General features: G+C 72.2%; 16 protein-coding genes. 7 read left to right on the plus strand and 9 right to left on the minus strand.

Annotated features, from left to right (window positions below; genetic code table 11):
• The first annotated feature begins 3 nt into the window (after positions 1 to 3).
• From OG322_RS36125 to OG322_RS36140, 4 genes are all read left to right on the plus strand, one after another.
• Positions 4 to 1,068, plus strand: coding sequence for a hypothetical protein (locus OG322_RS36125; protein ID WP_329307481.1), 1,065 nt, complete (start codon positions 4 to 6; stop codon positions 1,066 to 1,068).
• Between the two features lie 91 nt (positions 1,069 to 1,159).
• On the plus strand, positions 1,160 to 2,461 hold the full coding sequence (locus OG322_RS36130; RefSeq protein WP_329307482.1) for an alpha/beta fold hydrolase: 1,302 nt from the start codon (positions 1,160 to 1,162) through the stop codon (positions 2,459 to 2,461).
• A gap of 52 nt (positions 2,462 to 2,513) precedes the next feature.
• Positions 2,514 to 3,233: an adenosylcobinamide amidohydrolase gene (locus tag OG322_RS36135; RefSeq protein ID WP_123467088.1), complete on the plus strand. Its 720-nt coding sequence runs from the start codon at positions 2,514 to 2,516 to the stop codon at positions 3,231 to 3,233.
• 61 nt (positions 3,234 to 3,294) lie between these two features.
• Positions 3,295 to 4,203 carry an NAD(P)-dependent oxidoreductase gene (locus OG322_RS36140; RefSeq protein ID WP_123467086.1) on the plus strand — a complete coding sequence of 303 codons (909 nt, stop codon included), beginning with the start codon at positions 3,295 to 3,297 and terminating at the stop codon, positions 4,201 to 4,203.
• Between the two features lie 59 nt (positions 4,204 to 4,262).
• Here the strand turns inward: OG322_RS36140 and OG322_RS36145 are convergent, their stop codons facing one another.
• The 9 genes from OG322_RS36145 to OG322_RS36180 form a co-directional block, all read right to left on the minus strand.
• Entirely contained in the window at positions 4,263 to 5,531 is a 1,269-nt protein-coding gene (locus tag OG322_RS36145) for a sulfite oxidase (protein ID WP_329307483.1), read from the minus strand.
• 42 nt (positions 5,532 to 5,573) lie between these two features.
• Positions 5,574 to 6,746: a homoserine O-acetyltransferase MetX gene (gene metX / locus OG322_RS36150; protein WP_329307805.1), complete on the minus strand. Its 1,173-nt coding sequence runs from the start codon at positions 6,744 to 6,746 to the stop codon at positions 5,574 to 5,576.
• Entirely contained in the window at positions 6,743 to 8,104 is a 1,362-nt protein-coding gene (locus OG322_RS36155; RefSeq protein WP_124286355.1) for a bifunctional o-acetylhomoserine/o-acetylserine sulfhydrylase, read from the minus strand. Before OG322_RS36155 ends, metX begins: the two co-directional genes overlap by 4 nt.
• Before the next feature lie 192 nt (positions 8,105 to 8,296).
• Entirely contained in the window at positions 8,297 to 8,407 is a 111-nt protein-coding gene (locus OG322_RS41765; protein WP_353962136.1) for a putative leader peptide, read from the minus strand.
• Between the two features lie 255 nt (positions 8,408 to 8,662).
• Entirely contained in the window at positions 8,663 to 9,160 is a 498-nt protein-coding gene (locus OG322_RS36160) for a thioesterase family protein (RefSeq protein ID WP_123467080.1), read from the minus strand.
• On the minus strand, positions 9,157 to 10,194 hold the full coding sequence (locus OG322_RS36165) for a 3-hydroxyacyl-CoA dehydrogenase NAD-binding domain-containing protein (protein ID WP_123467078.1): 1,038 nt from the start codon (positions 10,192 to 10,194) through the stop codon (positions 9,157 to 9,159). The genes OG322_RS36160 and OG322_RS36165 overlap by 4 nt, the downstream gene beginning before the upstream one ends.
• Before the next feature lie 53 nt (positions 10,195 to 10,247).
• Positions 10,248 to 11,141 carry a 3-keto-5-aminohexanoate cleavage protein gene (locus tag OG322_RS36170; protein ID WP_124286356.1) on the minus strand — a complete coding sequence of 298 codons (894 nt, stop codon included), beginning with the start codon at positions 11,139 to 11,141 and terminating at the stop codon, positions 10,248 to 10,250.
• A gap of 93 nt (positions 11,142 to 11,234) precedes the next feature.
• Complete coding sequence (locus OG322_RS36175; protein ID WP_123467074.1) at positions 11,235 to 12,125, minus strand: TetR/AcrR family transcriptional regulator; 891 nt, start codon at positions 12,123 to 12,125, stop codon at positions 11,235 to 11,237.
• A gap of 101 nt (positions 12,126 to 12,226) precedes the next feature.
• Entirely contained in the window at positions 12,227 to 13,099 is an 873-nt protein-coding gene (locus tag OG322_RS36180; RefSeq protein ID WP_329307806.1) for an RNA polymerase sigma factor SigF, read from the minus strand.
• A 925-nt stretch (positions 13,100 to 14,024) separates the two neighbouring features.
• Between OG322_RS36180 and OG322_RS36185 the strand changes: the two genes are divergently transcribed.
• The 3 genes from OG322_RS36185 to OG322_RS36195 all read left to right on the plus strand — a co-directional run bounded on the left by OG322_RS36185 (position 14,025) and on the right by OG322_RS36195 (position 17,126).
• Complete coding sequence (locus OG322_RS36185) at positions 14,025 to 14,945, plus strand: NADP-dependent oxidoreductase (RefSeq protein ID WP_329307484.1); 921 nt, start codon at positions 14,025 to 14,027, stop codon at positions 14,943 to 14,945.
• The gene (locus OG322_RS36190; RefSeq protein ID WP_123467070.1) at positions 14,942 to 15,700 is read left to right on the plus strand and encodes a GNAT family N-acetyltransferase; all 759 of its coding nucleotides are present in this window, start codon (positions 14,942 to 14,944) and stop codon (positions 15,698 to 15,700) included. The genes OG322_RS36185 and OG322_RS36190 overlap by 4 nt, the downstream gene beginning before the upstream one ends.
• A 205-nt stretch (positions 15,701 to 15,905) precedes the next feature.
• Positions 15,906 to 17,126, plus strand: coding sequence for a PP2C family protein-serine/threonine phosphatase (locus OG322_RS36195; RefSeq protein WP_398912610.1), 1,221 nt, complete (start codon positions 15,906 to 15,908; stop codon positions 17,124 to 17,126).
• The last annotated feature ends 34 nt before the right edge of the window (positions 17,127 to 17,160 follow it).

Raw genomic sequence — 17,160 nt, forward strand, 5'->3', positions numbered from 1 at the left:
CCCATGGACATGTACAGCAGGCTCGAACCGCGTCCCGAGTACCTCAGCTTCGAACTCGCCCTGGCCGCCCGCAAGCTCGTCGAGGAGGTCATGCTCGTCAAGCGCGGCGAGCACGTCGTCCTCACCGGCGACACCAGCAGCGACCGCCGGGTCATCGAGGCCACCGCGCAGGCCGTCGCCGCCGCCGGTGCGCACCCCGTCGTCGTCTGGTACGAGACGCTGCCCGGCGCCTCGATGGAACCGCCCCGGCCCGTCGCCGGAGCCATCGCCGACGCCGATGTGTGGATCGAGTTCGCCGTCTCCTACCTGATGCACTCCAACGCCTTCCGCGCCGCCATGGCGAACGGCTGCCGCTACACCAACCTCACCGCGATGGACGTCCAGATGCTGGTCGCCACCGTCGGCCGCCCCGACTTCCAGGGCGTCATACGCCTCGGCAAGGCGCTCGTCGCCCTCCTGGAGGCCGCCGACGAGGTCCGGATCACCTCCGCCAACGGCACCGACCTGGTGGGCCGCAACGGCGACCGGCCGATCAACCTGCGCGGCAAGCCCGCCGAGAAGCCCGGCGAGACCGTCATGCTGTCCGGCCAGATCTCCTGGAACCCCCTCGAAGAGACCCAGGACGGCGTGCTCGTCTTCGACGGAGCCCTGTGGCCGCCGGACGAGATCGGCCTGCTGCGCAACCCGGTCCGCTGCACCGTCGAGAAGGGCGTCGTCACCAAGATCGAGGGCGACGCCGACGCGGACACCTTCCGCCGCTGGATGGAGTCCTTCGACGACCCGAACATGTTCCGCGTCGCGCACTGGTCGCTCGGCTTCAACCCCGGCGTCCTCGCGCCGACCGGACGCATCGTCGAGGACGAGCGCGTCTTCGGCTGCGTCGAACTCGGCATCGGAACCAAGGGTGCCTGGATCGGCGGCGAACCGTGGGTCGCCGCCGCCCACACCGACGGCAGCGTCCTCGGCCCGTCCATCTACCTCGACGGCGTCGCCATCGAGGAGAACGGGCGCTACGTGCACCCGGACCTCGTCGCGATCTGCCGCGACCTGGGCGTCGCAGGCTACTGATCTCCGGGCGGGCCCGCACCCCCGGTGCGGGCCCGCCCGTCACCCGTGAAACCGTTCCGCGACGCGAGTTACGCGACGTGAGAGGAGCGCCATGCCCACCCCACCCCCCGTCACCTACCGCCACGGCGGTCTGGTCTGTACCGACCACGCCATCGACGTGCCGCTCGACCACCGCACACCCGAGGGCCCCGCCATCGCCCTCTTCGCCCGCGAAGTCGTCGCCGAGGGACGCGAACACGAGGACCTGCCCCGTCTCCTCTGGCTCCAGGGCGGCCCCGGCGGCCGTGCCGAGCGCCCCAACGCCGCGGGGGCCTGGCTGCGCCGCGCCCTCACCGAGTACCGCGTCGTCCTGCTCGACCAGCGCGGCACCGGCCGCTCGACCCCCGCCGACCGGCGCACCCTCGCCCGATTCGGTACGGACTCCGAGGCCGCCGCCGGATACCTCGCGCACTTCCGCGCCGACTCGATCGTCTGCGACGCCGAACTCCTGCGCCGCCGGCTCCAGGGCGAACAGCCGTGGAGCGTGCTCGGCCAGAGCTTCGGCGGCTTCACCACGCTCACCTATCTCAGCCTCGCCCCCGAAGGGCTCACCCGGGCCTACATCACCGGCGGACTGCCGACCCTCACCGGCCACGCCGACGACGTGTACCGCGCCGCCTACGCCCGCACCCTCACCCAGAACGAGCGCTACTTCGCCCGCTACCCCGGCGACCAGGCCCTCGCCGACGCCGTCGCCGCGCACCTGGACACCCACGACGTCCGGATGCCGACCGGCGAACGCCTCACCGTGCGCCGCTTCCAGACCCTCGGCATCACGTTCGGCACCGCGTCCAAATCCGAATCGCTCCACTACCTCCTGGAGACCGCCTTCACCGACGGCGTCGACGGGCCGGAGCTCACCGACACCTTCCTGCGCGGTGTCGACGCCGCCGTGTCGTTCGCCGAACGCCCCCTGTACGCCGCACTCCACGAGCCGATCTACGCTCAGGGCGGCCGTGCCACCGACTGGTCCGCGCACCGCGTCCGCCAGGAGTTCCCCGCCTTCGACGCCACCGCCGGGGGCCCTCTGCGGTTCACCGGTGAGATGGTCTACCCCTGGCAGTTCGAGGAGGACCCCGCGCTCGTCCCGCTGCGCGGCGCCGCCGAGGAACTCGCCGCCCGCACCGACTGGCCGGCCCTCTACGACCTGGACCGGCTCGCCGCCAACGAGGTCCCCGTCGTCGCCGCCGTCTACCACGACGACATGTTCGTCGACCGGGAGCACGCCCTGGCCACCGCCGACGCCGTACACGGCCTGCGCGCCTGGGTCACCGACGCCTACGCCCACGACGGGGTCAGGGCCGACGCCGCCGTGCTGGACCGGCTGATCGCGATGGGCCGCGGCGAGGTCTGACACGGGCACCGGGGGCAGGGCACCTCTCGGGAGTGCCCCGCCCCCGACGCATATGATCTACGGGTCCGCAGGCCGACCGCCGTCCTGCCACGCCACCGAGGGGTGCCCCATCCGTTCCGTACGCGTCCGGCTGCCCGAACAGCGCGGTGAACTGCTGGCCCGGCACGAGGACGGCGTGGACCTGCACCATCTGGTGTGGCGGCTGGGGCCCGGGTGGCGGGTGTGCAGCAGCGCCGTGCTCGGCGGCGGCATCGGCCCGCGGGACTGGATCCTCAACGCCCAGGTGCCCGGCGGCTATCCGCGGATGGACCCCGACCGCCACCTCGCCGAGATCGCCGCGGCCGAACACCTCAGCGGGCCCGGCGCCGGTCTGATGACGGCCGCCGATGTCACCGCGTACACGGTCGCCGCGGACGAGGGCGTCACGGCCACCGCCACCTGCGGCCTCGGAGTACGCGGCTGGGCGGCGGCCCCGGCCGAGGACGCCGGGGCACCGCCGCGGCCCGGCACGGTCAACATCGTCGTCATCCTCCCCGCGCCGCTCTCCGACGCCGCACTCGTCAACGCCGTCGCCACCGCCACCGAGGCCAAGGTCCAGGCTCTCCTCGACGCAGGGCTCGACTGCTCCGGCACCCCCACCGACTCCGTCTGCATCGCCGCCCCCGCCCCCGAGGCCGGACCGGGCGAACCGTTCGCCGGGCCGCGCTCGCTCTGGGGTGCGCGACTCGCCAGGGCGGTGCACGCTGCGGTACTCGAAGGCGCGCTGCCGTAATCCTGAGCATCCGTAACGCCGCGAGCCGACCCGGGCGCGGCCGACGAAGGGAATCGCCCTCATGAGCGCAGCAACAGCCGACGTCACCCCGCAGCGGCCGGTCGTCGCCGTCCTCGGTACCGGAATCATGGGGTCGGGAATGGCCCGGAGCCTGCTCCGGGCCGGGCTGGAGGTCCGCGCCTGGAACCGTACGCAGGCCAAGGCGCAGCCCCTCGCCGCGGACGGCGCCACCGTTACCGGCACGGCCGCGGAAGCCGTACGCGGCGCCGACGTCATTCTCACCGTGCTCAACGACAAGACCTCCGTCGCCGCCGCGCTCACCGCCGCGTCCGACGGGGTGCGCCGCGGCCAGGTCCTGCTGCAGAGCTCCACCGTCGGACCGGATGCCTCGGTCGAGTTGGCTCAACGCGCCGCGGACCTGGGCCTCGTCTACCTCGACGCCCCGGTCTCCGGAACCAGGCAGCCCGCGGAACAGGGCGCGCTGACCGTCTTCGTCTCCGGACCGTCCGCCGCCCGCGAAGTGGCCGCACCCGTGCTCGACGCGATCGGACAGCGCACGGTCTGGGTCGCCGAGGAACCGGGGGCCGCCTCCAGGCTGAAGCTCGTGGTCAACACCTGGGTGATCAACATGGTGGGCGGCGTGGCGGAGTGCCTCAACCTCGCTGAGGGGCTGGGCGTGGACCCACAGCTGTTCCTCGACGCCGTGAGGGGCGGCCCGCTCGACTCCGGGTATCTGCACGGCAAGTCCGCCGCGGTCCTGTCCGGCGATCTCACCCCGAGCTTCGCCCTGAGCACGGCACTCAAGGACACCCGTCTCATCCTCGAAGCCGCCGAACAGACCGGGCTACGGCTGGATCTGACCGCCGCCTCGGCGGCCCGCTTCGAGCGCGCCGAGGCGACCGGGCACGGCGGCGAGGACATGATCGCCACCTACTACGCGGGCCGGCCGGCAGAGAAGGACGCCGGCTGAGCCGGGCCGCCACGGGTGGTGCCGGGCGAGCCGCTCGGCACCACCCGTGGCGGCCCGGCTCAGACGACCCGCACCTCGTGCCGGACCACGGCATCGAACAGGTACCCCTGCGTGTTGTGCACAGCAACCTCCGGCTGGGTACGGCCCGTCCGGTCAGTCGCCCGCGCCAGCAGGACGGCGGGGCCACGGTCTTCCGGCAGCCAGTCTGCCGACCAGCGGACCCAACTGCTGCTCCTCGACTCGTCGCGCAGCCGCGCGCGGCGCCACCGGGCGCCCCCGTCGGTGCTGACCTCGACCGTACGCACGGGTGCTCCGCCCGACCACGAGCGGCCCGTCAGCACGTGGCGCCGACGGGCGGCAAACGACGCACCCGGAGTCAGCTCGAAGGCGCTCTTCAGCGTCTGCCGGGTCAGCGGGGCACTGCCCTCCGGCGGATAGCCGGGGCCGAACAGCCGGTACAGCCCGGTGTTCCACGGGGAGACCAGGGGCGCCGCGCTCACCTCGATGTCGCCGACCCACTTGACGTTCGCGACACCGATCCAGGACGGCACGATCAGCCGCACCGGATGGCCGTGGTCGGGCGGCAGCGGTTCGCCGTTCATCTCGAAGGCGAGCAGTACGTCGTCCAGCGCCTTCGAGACCGGCAGCGGCCGGCGGACCCGTCCCAGATTGATGCCGTCGCTGATCACCTCGTCGTCCAGGCCACGCGGCAGTACGTCGACCGCATCCCCCGTGATGCCCGCACGGCGCAGCACATCGGCGAGCCGGACCCCGCGCCAGCGGGCCGTCCCGATTGCGCCCAGGGTCCAGGCCGTCCCGCTGACCTGCTGGCTCTGCTGCGTCGTGTAGTAGCTGCGGGCGTTGCCCGCGCACTCGACGAACGAGGTGCGCGTGAACGACGGCAGAGCGCGCAGCTCGTCGTACGTGAACTCCACCGCCGGGCCGCTGAGCGCGTCGCCCCAAACCCGCAGCTTCCAGGCGGCCGAGTCGATCCGCGGGGTGCTGGTGTGATTGCGCACGAAGAAGCGGTCGGCCGGAGTGAGCAGCCCGGTCGGGCGCAGTGCCGCGAAGTTCGTCTCGGCGTTGGTGCCCCGCACGGTGAACACCTCGGGCGGCAGCGGCTTCACGATCCCGGGCGCGGGGGAGGGGGCGCCGGGCGCGGCATGCGCGGGGGCGGCGAGATCGGCAAGCGGGCCGGCCACCGAGGCGGCCGCCACCAGCCTGAGCAGATCACGGCGCTCGATACCTGCGGAACGGGCGGCGCCACGCGCCCACTGGCGCAACCGCATCCCGTCGTACGTGGCCTCGGGCGGAGGAACGGACCTCATGAACATCTCCAGGGTGCGGGGAAATGGGCCAGCGGCGGTGAATCAGCGGCCAGGACCAGGCCGGTCCGACAGCAACTCCCTCACCAGAGCGCCCACCTGGACCGTCTCGATCAGGAACCCGTCGTGGCCGTACGGGGACTCGACGATTCGGGCCCGGTCGGCGCCGGGCAGCAGCGTGGCCAGCTCCGCCTGCTGGGTGGGCGGATAGAGCCGGTCGGAGTCGATGCCCGCGACCAGCGCGGGCATCCGCGCGCGGCGCAGCGCCTGCGCGGTGCCGCCCCGTCCGCGTCCGACGTCGTGCCCGTTCATCGCCTCGGTCAGCGTGACGTAACTCCCCGCGTCGAAGCGGTGCACCAGTTTGGCCGCGTGATGGTCGAGATACGACTCCACCCGGTACCGCCCGCCCTGCCGGGGATGTTCACCCGGCTGTGCCTCGCCACCGAACCGGGAGCCGAGCTCCGGCTCGCTGCGGTAGGTGACGTGGGCGATCCTGCGGGCCAGACCGAGGCCCCGGTGCGGGCCCTCGCCCGGTGCCGCGTCGTGGTAGTGGCCACCGCGCCACGCGGGGTCGGAGCGGATCGCGGAGATCTGCACGGAGCCCCAGGCTATCTGCTCCGCCGAGGCCGCCGCGGGCGCCGCGAGCACCAGCAGCGATCCGGTGCGCTCCGGCCGGCCGACGGCCCATTCGAGCGCCCGCATACCGCCCATCGATCCGCCGATCACCGCCGCCCACCGGCCGATGCCCAGCGCGTCGGCCAGCGCCGCCTCGGCCGTGACCTGGTCGCGGACCGTCAGATACGGGAAGCCGCCGCCCCAGTGCGCCCGGTCCGGGTGCCTGGACGACGGACCGGTGCTGCCCTGGCAGCCGCCGAGTACATTCGGCGCGACGACGAACCAGCGCTCGGTGTCCAGCGCCTTGCCGGGACCGACCAGCGCGTCCCACCAGCCTTCTGAGGGATGGCCGGACCCCGCGGGCCCGGCCACATGGCTGTCCCCGGTCAGGGCGTGCAGCACCAGGACCGCGTTGGAGCCGTCGGCCGCCGGGCGTCCCCATGTCTCGTACGCCAGTTGCACACCGGGCAGTGCCCCGCCCGACTCCAGCGGCAGCGGCCGGTCCAGGCGCACCCAGGAGCGACGGCCCGGCGGGTCCCCCTCCCGCCGGCCTCCGGTGGCCGGCGGGAGGGGGAGTGCGGTCGAGGGGGCCGTCCGGTTCAGGACGCCGCCTTCGCGGCCCGGAGTCCGGCCTCCAGATCGGCCTTGAGGTCATCCACGTTCTCCAGCCCGACCGAGAGGCGGACCAGCCCGGCGGTCGCCCCGGTGGCGGCCAGCTGCTCCTCGGTCAGCTGGCTGTGCGTGGTCGACGCCGGATGGATGATCAGGCTCCGGACGTCACCGATGTTGGCGAGGTGGCTGAACAGTTCGACCGCCTCCACGAACCGCTTGCCCGCCTCCACCCCGTCCCGCAGCTCGAAGGCGAGCACAGCCCCGGCGCCCCGGGGCAGATAACGGCGCCCCGCCTCGTACCACTTGCTCGATTCGAGCCCGGCGTAGTGGACGGCCGACACCTCGTCCCGACGCTCCAGCCATTGGGCCAGCGCCAAGGCGTTCGCGGTGTGCCGCTCCAGCCGGAGGCTCAGCGTCTCCACGCCCTGCAGCAGCAGGAAGGCGGAGTGCGGGGAGAGCGCGGGGCCGAGATCGCGCAGCAGCTGCACCCGGAGCTTGACCGCGAAGGCGCTGGGGCCGAGGTCCGGCCAGTAGCGCAGACCGTGGTAGCTCGGGTCGGGAGAGTTGAAGTCGGGGAACCGCTCGGCGTGCGCCCCGAAGTCGAACGTACCGCCGTCCACCACCACACCGCCGATGGTGGTGCCGTGCCCGCCGAGGAACTTCGTCGCCGAGTGGATGACGACGTCCGCGCCGTGCTCGATCGGGCGCAGCAGGAACGGCGTGGGCACGGTGTTGTCGACGATCAGCGGCACCCCGGCCGCGTGTGCGGCGTCGGCGACCGCCCGGATGTCGAGGACGTCACCGCGCGGATTGCCCAGCGTCTCCGCGAACAGCGCCTTGGTGTTCGGCCGGATCGCCGCCGACCACGCCTCGATGTCGTCCGGGTCGTCGACGAACGACACCTCGATGCCGAACCGGGGGAGCGTATGGCGCAGCAGGTTGTAAGTGCCGCCGTACAGCGAGGTGGACGAGACGATGTGGTCCCCGGCGCCGGCCAGCGTCAGCAGGGCGAGGGTCTCGGCGGCCTGTCCGGAAGCGAGCGCCACCGCGGCGACGCCGCCTTCCAGCGCGGCGATCCGCTGCTCCAGGACGTCCTGGGTGGGGTTGTGGATCCGGGTGTAGATATTGCCGGGTTCGGCGAGCGAGAACAGGTCCGCGGCGTGCTGGGTGTCCCGGAAGACGAACGACGTCGTCTGGTAGATCGGCACGGCGCGGGCGCCGGTCGCCGGATCGGGGACGGCCCCGGAGTGGATCTGCTTGGTCTCGAACGACCACGCGGCACCTGGGTCCTGACGGTCCTGGTCCTTGGGGGTGTGCCCTGCGGTGACGGAGTCGACGGGCTGGCTCATGGTGTTCCTCTGCGGTTCTCGGTGCGGGCGTGGTCAGGCACCGGTGCCGGTACCCCGGCGGGGCCGGTCAGGACGGGGTGACGGCCGTCCGTGCCGAGGGGGGCGCGGGCGGTGGCGCGGCGGGCCGCGGGCGTGCCGAAGCCGGGGCGGTGCCTGAAGGGGGAATCGACGCCTCGGTGGCGTCCGTGCCGGTCAGCTGCTCAACGGAGCGGGGGCGCGGCGGATGCGGCGGCTACACGCCGAGGATGCGAGGCGACCCAGATCGACGTGGCGCCGCGAGACGAGTGTCACGGTCGCGGGCATGCGGCGAGCGTGTCAGCGGGCCTCGTGTGCGTCAACCGCCCGGTGCCGCGGCCGAGCCGTCCGCGGGTGCTGTTCGAGGCGTACGGAACAGTGGGCGCCGGGCAGTGGCGCGCTGCTCCCGCACCATGCCTGATCTGCGCGGACGCCCATGGAACAGCACTGTGCCCGGACGACCGGGGGAACCAGTGGTCCGGGCAGGGGGCGGGGCACGATTTCATCCGGCCGCAACAACAGGGGCCGGCCGGACCCCGTCGTTCAGTGCGCGGCGGGGACCTCGGCGATCGAGCGGCCCGCCCAGGAGGGCGCCGCCTCCGTGAGAGCGACGAGGGCTTCGCGTACCTGGTCCGGGAACGGAACGGTGCGGCCGGCCCGCTGATCCACGTGGAGGGCGAGCAGTTCGGTGGTGGCCACGGGCTCGGCGTCCGGGCCCGGTTCGGCGTCGTCCTGCGTGTCCGGTCCGAGCACGTACAGCTCATGGGCGATTCGGGTCTTCTTCGCGTCGGCGCCCAGCACCCGGGTCCGGACGGCGAGCCGGTCGCCCTCCGACACATCGCGCAGATACCGGATATGGGACTCGACCGTGTACAGCGAACAGCCGGTGCGCTCCCGGTACTCGGAGTGCAGACCGGTCTCGATCATCATCCGGTCGGTCGCGAAACCGAAGACGAGTACGTAGAACGCCTCGCTCATATGGCCGTTGTAGTCGATCCACTCCGGGCGCACGGTCTCCCGGTGCAGGGGCAGCGCACTCACTTGGCCGCTCCCTCGGTGGGCCGCTCGGCGAGCCGGCCGGTCGCGCGCAGGACATTGATCACGCCGCGGTCGCGTTCGGCGACGAGGTCGGCGATGCTGCGGCCGTCCGCCGCCTCGTCGCAGCCGCGTACGACCGCGTCGTACAGCTCCCGGTCCAGTTCGGGCGCTTCGAGCCGTGTCCACGGGGCCTTCAGCGAAGGGCCGAAGTGGTCGAGCATGTGCGCCATGCCGCCTTCGCCGCCCGCGAGCGCGAAGGTGAGCATCGGCCCCATGCACGCCCAGCGCAGCCCGGGGCCCTCGGTGATGGAGGCGTCGATCTCCGCCACGGTCGCCTCACCGTTGGCGACCATGTGCAGCGCCTCGCGCCAGAGCGCCTCCTGGAGGCGGTTCGCGATGAAGCCGGGGACCTCGCGATTCATCGTGATGACGGACTTGCCGGCGACCTCGTAGAAGCGGGACGCCCAGCCCACCGCGGACGGTGCGGTCAGCTCGCCGCCCACCACCTCGACCAGCGGGATCAGATACGGCGGGTTGAACGGGTGCCCCACGACCAGCCGTCCGGCGCCCGCGGCCCGCGTCTGCATATCGCTCATCGGGTAGCCGGACGTCGAGGACGCGATCACGACCCCCTCGGGTGCGGCCGCGTCGAGGCGGGCCAGCAGATCGCGCTTGAGCTCCAGCTTCTCCGGAGCGCTCTCCTGGACGAACTGGGCGTCGGACACCGCCTCTTCGAGCGTCGCCATGACCGTGAGCCGGTCCGGCGAGGCCCCTTCGGCGAGGCCGAGCTGCTCCAGCGCCGGCCAGGCGGCGGCCACCAGCCGGCGCAGTTTCTGCTCGGCGTCGGGGGCCGGGTCCCAGGCGGTGACGTCGTAGCCACGGGCCAGGAAGTGTGCGACCCAGCCACCACCGATCACTCCGGCGCCCACGCACGCCACCCGGCGTACGTCCTCCGGCGCGCAGGGAGCCGGGGCGGTCGGTGCGGGCTCAACGGCTTGCGTGGAATGTGCGGTTGGTGCGGGCTGTGCGGCGTTCATCGTGCGGTTCTCCAGAACGAGTGGGGGGCGGGCTGCGGGTGAGGGGCGCGGCCTCAGCCGCGGGGCTTGAGTCCGAGCCGCTGCCGGGCCTCGTCCGGGGTGGCGACCCGGGAGCCCAGCGCCTCGGTGATCTGCACGGCACGCTCCACCAACTGGGCGTTGGTGGCCTTGACACCCTTGCCGAGATACAGGTTGTCCTCGAGTCCGACCCGTACATGGCCGCCGAGGAGGATGGACTGCGCCACCCACGGCATCTGCATCCGGCCCAGCGCGAAGCTCGCCCACTGGGCGCCCTCGGGCAGCATGTTCACCATCGACTGGAGCACGCCGGGGTCCGCGGGCGCGCCCCACGGGACACCCATGCAGAGCTGGAAGACGGTCGGGGCGTCCAGCAGCCCCTCGGCGAGGAGCTGCTTGGCGAACCACAGCTGCCCGGTGTCGAAGATCTCCAGCTCCGGCCGCACTCCCAGCTCCTGGATGCGGCGGGCGCCGGCCCGGAGCATGTCGGGGGTGGAGACGTACAGATTGCTGCCGTCGCCGAAGTTCAGGGAGCCGCAGTCGAGTGTGCAGATGTCCGGCAGCAGGTCCTCGACGTGGGGGAGGCGTTCGAGCCCGCCGACCAGGTCGGTGCCCGGCAGCTGCCGCAGCGGGGCGTCGGGGTCGATCACCAGGTCGCCGCCCATTCCGGCGGTCAGATTGATGACGACATCGGTCCCGGTCTCCTTGATCCGCTCGACGACCTCCCGGTACAGGCGGGGGTCGCGGGACGGGGCGCCGGTCTCCGGCTCACGGACATGGATGTGCACGACAGCGGCCCCCGCGTCGGCTGCCTCGACGGCGGAGCGGGCGATCTGCTCGGGGGTGACGGGCACATGAGGGCTCTTGCGGACCGTGTCACCGGCCCCGGTGAGGGCACACGTGATGATGACGTCCTGGTTCACGGGCATGCGGAAGCGGCTCCTGAATCGAAGGGGATCTGATGAATCGAATGAATCGAAGGGGAAAGGAGGCGGAAGTGGGTGGGGAGATGAGGGCAGGGGTCAGCCGGCGGTCAGGGTCGCGTCCACATAGCGGAGCAGCGCACCGTGCATGTCCTCGGCGCTGGTGCCCGGTTCCCCCGGCGTCGTCGCGAGCACCTGGGAGGCCAGCCCGTCGATGAGGGCGGTGAGACTCAGGGCGGCCGCCTCCGGATCGACCGGCCGGAAGACCCCCTGGGCGACGCCGCGCCCGATCACCTCGGCGACCGTGGCACGCCATTGCCGGTAGTACTCGACATGGAGTTCACCGACCGCGGTGGAGCGTGCCGCCTCGGCCCAGAGATCGAGCCAGACGCTCCACTGGCGCCGCTGCTGGGCGGTGTACGGGGTCTGGAGCTCGATCAGCAGGCGGAGTTCGTCGCCGGCGTGGTCCGTGTCGGCGGTCCCGGCCGCCCGCCTGGCGGTGTCCTCGTCCATGCACCAGCGGGCCGCCGCCTCCAGTAGTTCGTCCCGCCCGGGGAAGTGGTAGTGGATGGCGGCGGTACTGGTCCCGCAGGCCTCGGCGATGTCCGAGACCCGTACGGAGTGGAATCCGTGCTCCGCGATCAGCTGGACGGTCTGCCGGACGATCTGGAGCGGTCTGCCGCTGTCCGCGGCCGGCCGCCCGGCCACGGCGTCGCGGGCGCGCCGGGGGCGGGCGGCCGACGGCGGGGCCTCGGCCTGCTGCGAGGACGCCGAGCCGTGCTCCGCGTGCGCGCCGAGCAGCCAGCCGGCGTCGACCTCCGCGATGTCGGCGACCCGGGCCAGCTCGGCCGTGGTGAAGCGACGGGTGCCGCCGAGTGAGCGCGAGAGCTTCGACGGATCGATGACCATCCGTCGCGCGAACTCGCGCTGACTCACTCCGGCATCCCGGATCACCTGTCGGACCCGCTCGGCCACCTCATCGTGCTGCATGGTCAGCCACGCTACCCACGTGTTGAGAAGATCTCAACATCAGATGGGAAGAATGTCGTGTGTGGATGCGCATTGAGGTGCTGACTGATGCATCAGTCAGTTCATTCCTCGACCAGCATCCCGTTCCGGAGCTTGCTGAGGATCCGGCTGATCAGACGCGAGACGTGCATCTGCGAGATGCCCAGCTCGGCGCCGATCTGCGACTGCGTCAGCTCCTGGCCGAATCGCATCTCGATGATGCGGTGCTCGCGTGCGTCCAGATCGCCGAGCAGTGGCGCCAGCGCCTGGAGGTTCTCCACCGTCTCCATGGCGGGGTCCGCCTCGCCGAGCGCGTCGGCGAAGGTGCGTCCCGGAGTGCCGATCCGGCCCGTGTCCGTCGCGTCGGCCGGCATGTCCAGGGACCCCGCCGTGTATCCGTTGGCCGCGACGATCCCCTCGGACACCTCGTCCTCGGTGATCCCGAGGTGCCCGGCCAGCTCCTGGACCGTGGGGTCGCGGTCGAGGTCCGTGGCCAGGAACTCCTTCGCCTTGGCGATGTCGACGCGCAGTTCCTGGAGCCGGCGCGGCACATGGACCGCCCAGGTCGTGTCGCGGAAGAACCGCTTGATCTCTCCGACGATGTACGGCACCGCGAAAGAGGTGAACTCGACCTCGCGTGACAGATCGAACCGGTCGATCGCCTTGATCAGCCCGATCGTGCCGACCTGGACGATGTCCTCCATGTCGCCGCTGCCGCGGTTGCGGAACCGGCCCGCGGCGAACCGGACCAGTGAAAGATTCATCTCGATGAGGGTGTTGCGCGCGTACTGGTGGGCGGCGGTGCCCTCCTCCAGTACCTGGAGCCGGTCGAAGAACAGCTTCGACAGCGCCCGCGCGTCCTTCGGCGCGATCTTGCCGGCGTCCTCGATCCACGGGAGTTCGTCCGTAGCCCCCGAGATGTCCGCTGCGCTCGTACTGCCGGTCACACCTGTCATGTCTGTGGTGTCCACCATGACCGCCGCCTCTGCTGAGGCGGTCGCGACAGGAACTCCTGTCGCCGTCGGCCGTGCACTTTCCGCTCGCTCCGTAATGGCGGTCTGTGCAGTGTGCGCCGTCATCTCGTCACGCTCCCCTGGTGGTAGGCCATGAGGTGTAGGCGTATGCCCGCAGAGAGCTTGCTCATGCGGGTAAGTGAGAGTTGATCAGGTCACAACGCGTCAATGGCCGAGAATCGACGTGATCCCTCGTCGTATCTGTGCAGGGCCGCGGGTTCGGCAGCAGAACCGCCCCACCGGTACGGGGGAGCCCGGTGGGGCGGTCGTCACCAGAGTGCCACAGCCTCGGGCGCAATGGGCACCGACCGGCGCATATCCAACGGTAGTTGAGTTGAAATCGATGGTGCACCGGCTTGCGGCTTCCGGCCGAAGGTTTCTGTCGCGTGGGTGGCCGGCGGCCGTGTGTGTGACCGTGGGTGAGCCCTGGTGGTGCGGAAGTGGCCGCTGAGCCAAGGACTTCCGTGCTCCGGCCGATCCGAGCCGACCCGTCTTCGACGCCGACGGGGGAGGGCGGGCGGTCTCTGCCTCGACTGGCGCGAATCGTTCAGCACGAACTCGTTCAGCGGGAATCGATCAGTGGGTGACGATCCGCCGGACCGGTCCGGGGTTCCACTCGACGTACTCGGTCCCGGGCCCGCGCGCCTGCCGGGCGCGGACGGCGGCATCTCGGCTCCTGTCCTCAGGTGGACCGAACCGCCCTGCCTGCAGGAAGCGCAAGGAAGGCGCCGGCGGCCCTGGGCCGCGTGCATTGCGGCCCGGTGAACCCGGCACCTCCCGGGAATACCTGCACGCGGAAGCGGCTTCCTGCTGCTGTAGGGCACCGTTCGGGCGGCCGGTGCCATGGGAAGCAGGAGAGAGGGAGCTCATGCCGAAGGCGTACGTGTTCACCCGCAACGGCGGGCCGGAAGTGGAGGCCCTCGTCGAGCAGGACGCTCCGGTGCCGGGCCCCGGGGAGCTGCTCGTCGCCGTACGGGCGGCGGGCGTCAACCCGGTCGACTGGAAGCTGCGCACGGGGTACACCAGGCCCGGCAGTGAACCGCAGCCGTTCCCCACCGTCCTCGGCAGCGAGGCCGCAGGAGTGGTCGAGGCGGTCGGCCCGGACGTCGAAGGATTCGCGGTCGGCGACGAGGTCTTCGGCAATCCGGTGACCGGCGGGTACGCCCAGTACACCCTGCTCCCCGTTGCCGTGACCGCGCACAAGCCGCCCGGGCTGTCGTTCACCGACGCGGCGGCGCTGCCGGTCGCGGCGGCCACCGCGTACGACGGGGTGCGCCAGCTCGCTCCCGCCCCCGGTTCGACGCTGCTGGTCACCGGCGCCGGGGGCGGTGTCGGAACCGCCGCGGTCCAGCTCGCACACCACGCGGGCGTCAAGGTCATCGGGGTGGCGGGCGCGGCCAAGAAGGACTTCGTCGAGTCGCTCGGCGCGGTGCACGTCGCATCAGGCGCCGGACTCGCCCGCCGGGTACGGGCGGCCGCCCCCGACGGCATCGACGCGGTCTTCGACCTGGTCGGCGGCGACACGCTGCGGGAAGTGGCTCCGCTGCTCGCCGATCCCGCCGCACTCATCAGCGCCGCGGGCAAGCCGCTGGCGGTGGAGCTGGGCGGGGCGCCGGTGGCCCGGGCCCGTACCGCGGCGGGTCTCGGTGAAGTCGCGGACCTCGTCGTCACCGGAGCCCTGCGCACGCACGTCACCCGGACCTACCCGCTGACCGCGGCGGGCGAGGCGCTGCGCGCCGTGGAGAGCGGACATGCCCGCGGGAAGATCGTGATCGAGGTGACCGCATGAGCGCGCCGCAGTACCTTGCCGGTGGCGCGCACCCGCTGGACGACCCGGTCGGCGCCTCACTGACCGGCCCGCACGCCCATTTCGCCGAACGCCGCGGCCGCATCCTGCGCTACCCGGCCGACGTCACCCCCTGGGCCGCGGTTCCGGACCGGCCGGGCGTCGCGGACTGGGCCGACGCCGCAGCGCTGGCCGGGCCCGGGGGAGCGATCACCATCACCGCGTTCCGCGAGCCGCCGCCGGAGGACTGGGAGACGGTCTTCCGCGCCGAGGGCGTCCAGCTCGTCGACGCGGGCGTCGCGGCGGCCCCGGACCCGGAGGCGGTACGGCTCGGACCCGCCGACGTGCCCGAGATGCTCGACCTGGTGGCACGCACCCAGCCGGGACCGTTCCTGCCCCGGACCATCGAGCTCGGCACCTATCTCGGCATCCGGCGCGAGGGGGTGCTCGTGGCGATGGCGGGGGAACGGCTGCACCCGCCCGGCTGGAGCGAGATCAGTGGCGTCTGCACCGACGAGTCCGTACGGGGGCAGGGGCTCGCCACCCGGCTGCTGCTCGCCGTCTCCCACGAGATCAGGGAACGCGGCGAAACGCCGTTCATGCATGCCGCGGCGGCCAACACCCGGGCCGTGGGGCTCTACGAATCCCTCGGATTCCGGCTCCGTCGGCGGACGTCGTTCCTGGCGGCGCTCGCGCCGGACGGTGACCGGGCGCGGCAGGCACGGGGGGAGGCGGCCGACGCGGCGGCCCGTAGCTGATCCCCGGCAGCTCGCACGGAGGCGGACCGGGCGCCACCTGCGGGACGTCCGTCCGGGACTTCCGGCCCGCAGAGCACGGCTCCGCGGTGACCGGTGACCTTCGGCGTGATTCAAAAGGCCGAAAGCCCCGTGTGCCGACGCCCCGGTCCGGGTGGACTGGAGATGACTGCCGGGACAGGCCCGGCGACTGAGGAAGGAGCCGGCCGTGACGATCGGGGTGCCGCGTCCGTCGATGGCGCGCATCGTGGAGCCGCCGATGACCGACGCAGGGGAGCGGGAGCGGGCCGCCGTCGCGGCCCGGATCAGCACCCCGGTTCTGATCTGCGGGCTGGCCCTGCTCTCCCTGATCGTGGTGGGCCTCGATGTCCTCACTGGTGAGGACCTGCGGCTCATCCCCCTGCTGGTCGTGGTGCCCGCACTCGTCTCGGTCTTCTGCACAGTCCGGCAGACCGTCGCCGCAGCGGTCTGGATCATGCCCATCGTCGTCATCTCCCGGCTGGTGTCCGGAGGCTCGTTCTGGGACATCGCGAGCGGCGTCGGCTTCACCGTGCTGGCCTGTGCGCTGGGCGTCGGCGTCTGTGCGCTGAGGATCCGGCACGTCAGCGAGATCGCCAGGCTGCGGTCCGCGGCCGTCGCCCTGCAGCGGCAGATCCTGCGCCCGCTGCCCGTGCTGACCGACCAGGCCCTCGTGGACGGCATCTACGCGCCGATCGAGGAGGACCACTTGGTCGGCGGCGACATCTACGAGGTCGTCCAGTCGCCGTACGGTACCCGCGTCATCATCGGTGACGTGCAGGGCAAGGGTCTTGCCGCCATAGGGGTGGGCTTCGCCGCGCTCGGCGCCTTCCGGGAGGCGGCCATCCGTGAGCCCGTCCTGACCGGTGTGGTGGACGCGGTCGAGGACGCGGTCGCCCGGCACAACGCCTTCTCCGCCCAGACCGGCGAGATCGAGCGCTTCGTCACCGCACTGGTGCTCAGCCTCGACGGGGACGGCCGGGTGCAGGCCGTCAACTGTGGCCACCTGCCGCCCCGGCTGCTGCACGAGGGGGTGGCGACCGCCGTTGCGCTGCGCCGTACGTCGGTGCCGCTGGGCATGGCGGAGCTCAGCAACGAGCCGCGGGTCGTGGAATGGCTGGACTTCCCGCCCGGCGCGACGCTCCTGATGTTCACCGACGGAGTGACCGAGGCCCGTGACGCCTCAGGAGCCTTCTATCCGCTGGACGCACGCCTGAGCGGCTGGACCCGGCTCGGTCACCGCGAGCTGCTGGACACGCTCCACGCGGACCTGGAGGCCTTCTCCGGCGGTGTGCGGCGTGACGACATCGCAGTGCTCACGCTGCGCGGCTCGTCGTCCGGCAGCCGCCGCAGTCCCGCGACGGCTGGCTCCGACGCACGGCGGGCCGCAGAGGCGTTCAGCGGACGGTAGGCCCGGCTCCGAAGCCGCGGGCCCGGGAGCCGCG

The organism is Streptomyces sp. NBC_01260, assembly GCF_036226405.1.
Classification (GTDB): Bacteria; Actinomycetota; Actinomycetes; order Streptomycetales; family Streptomycetaceae; genus Streptomyces; species Streptomyces laculatispora.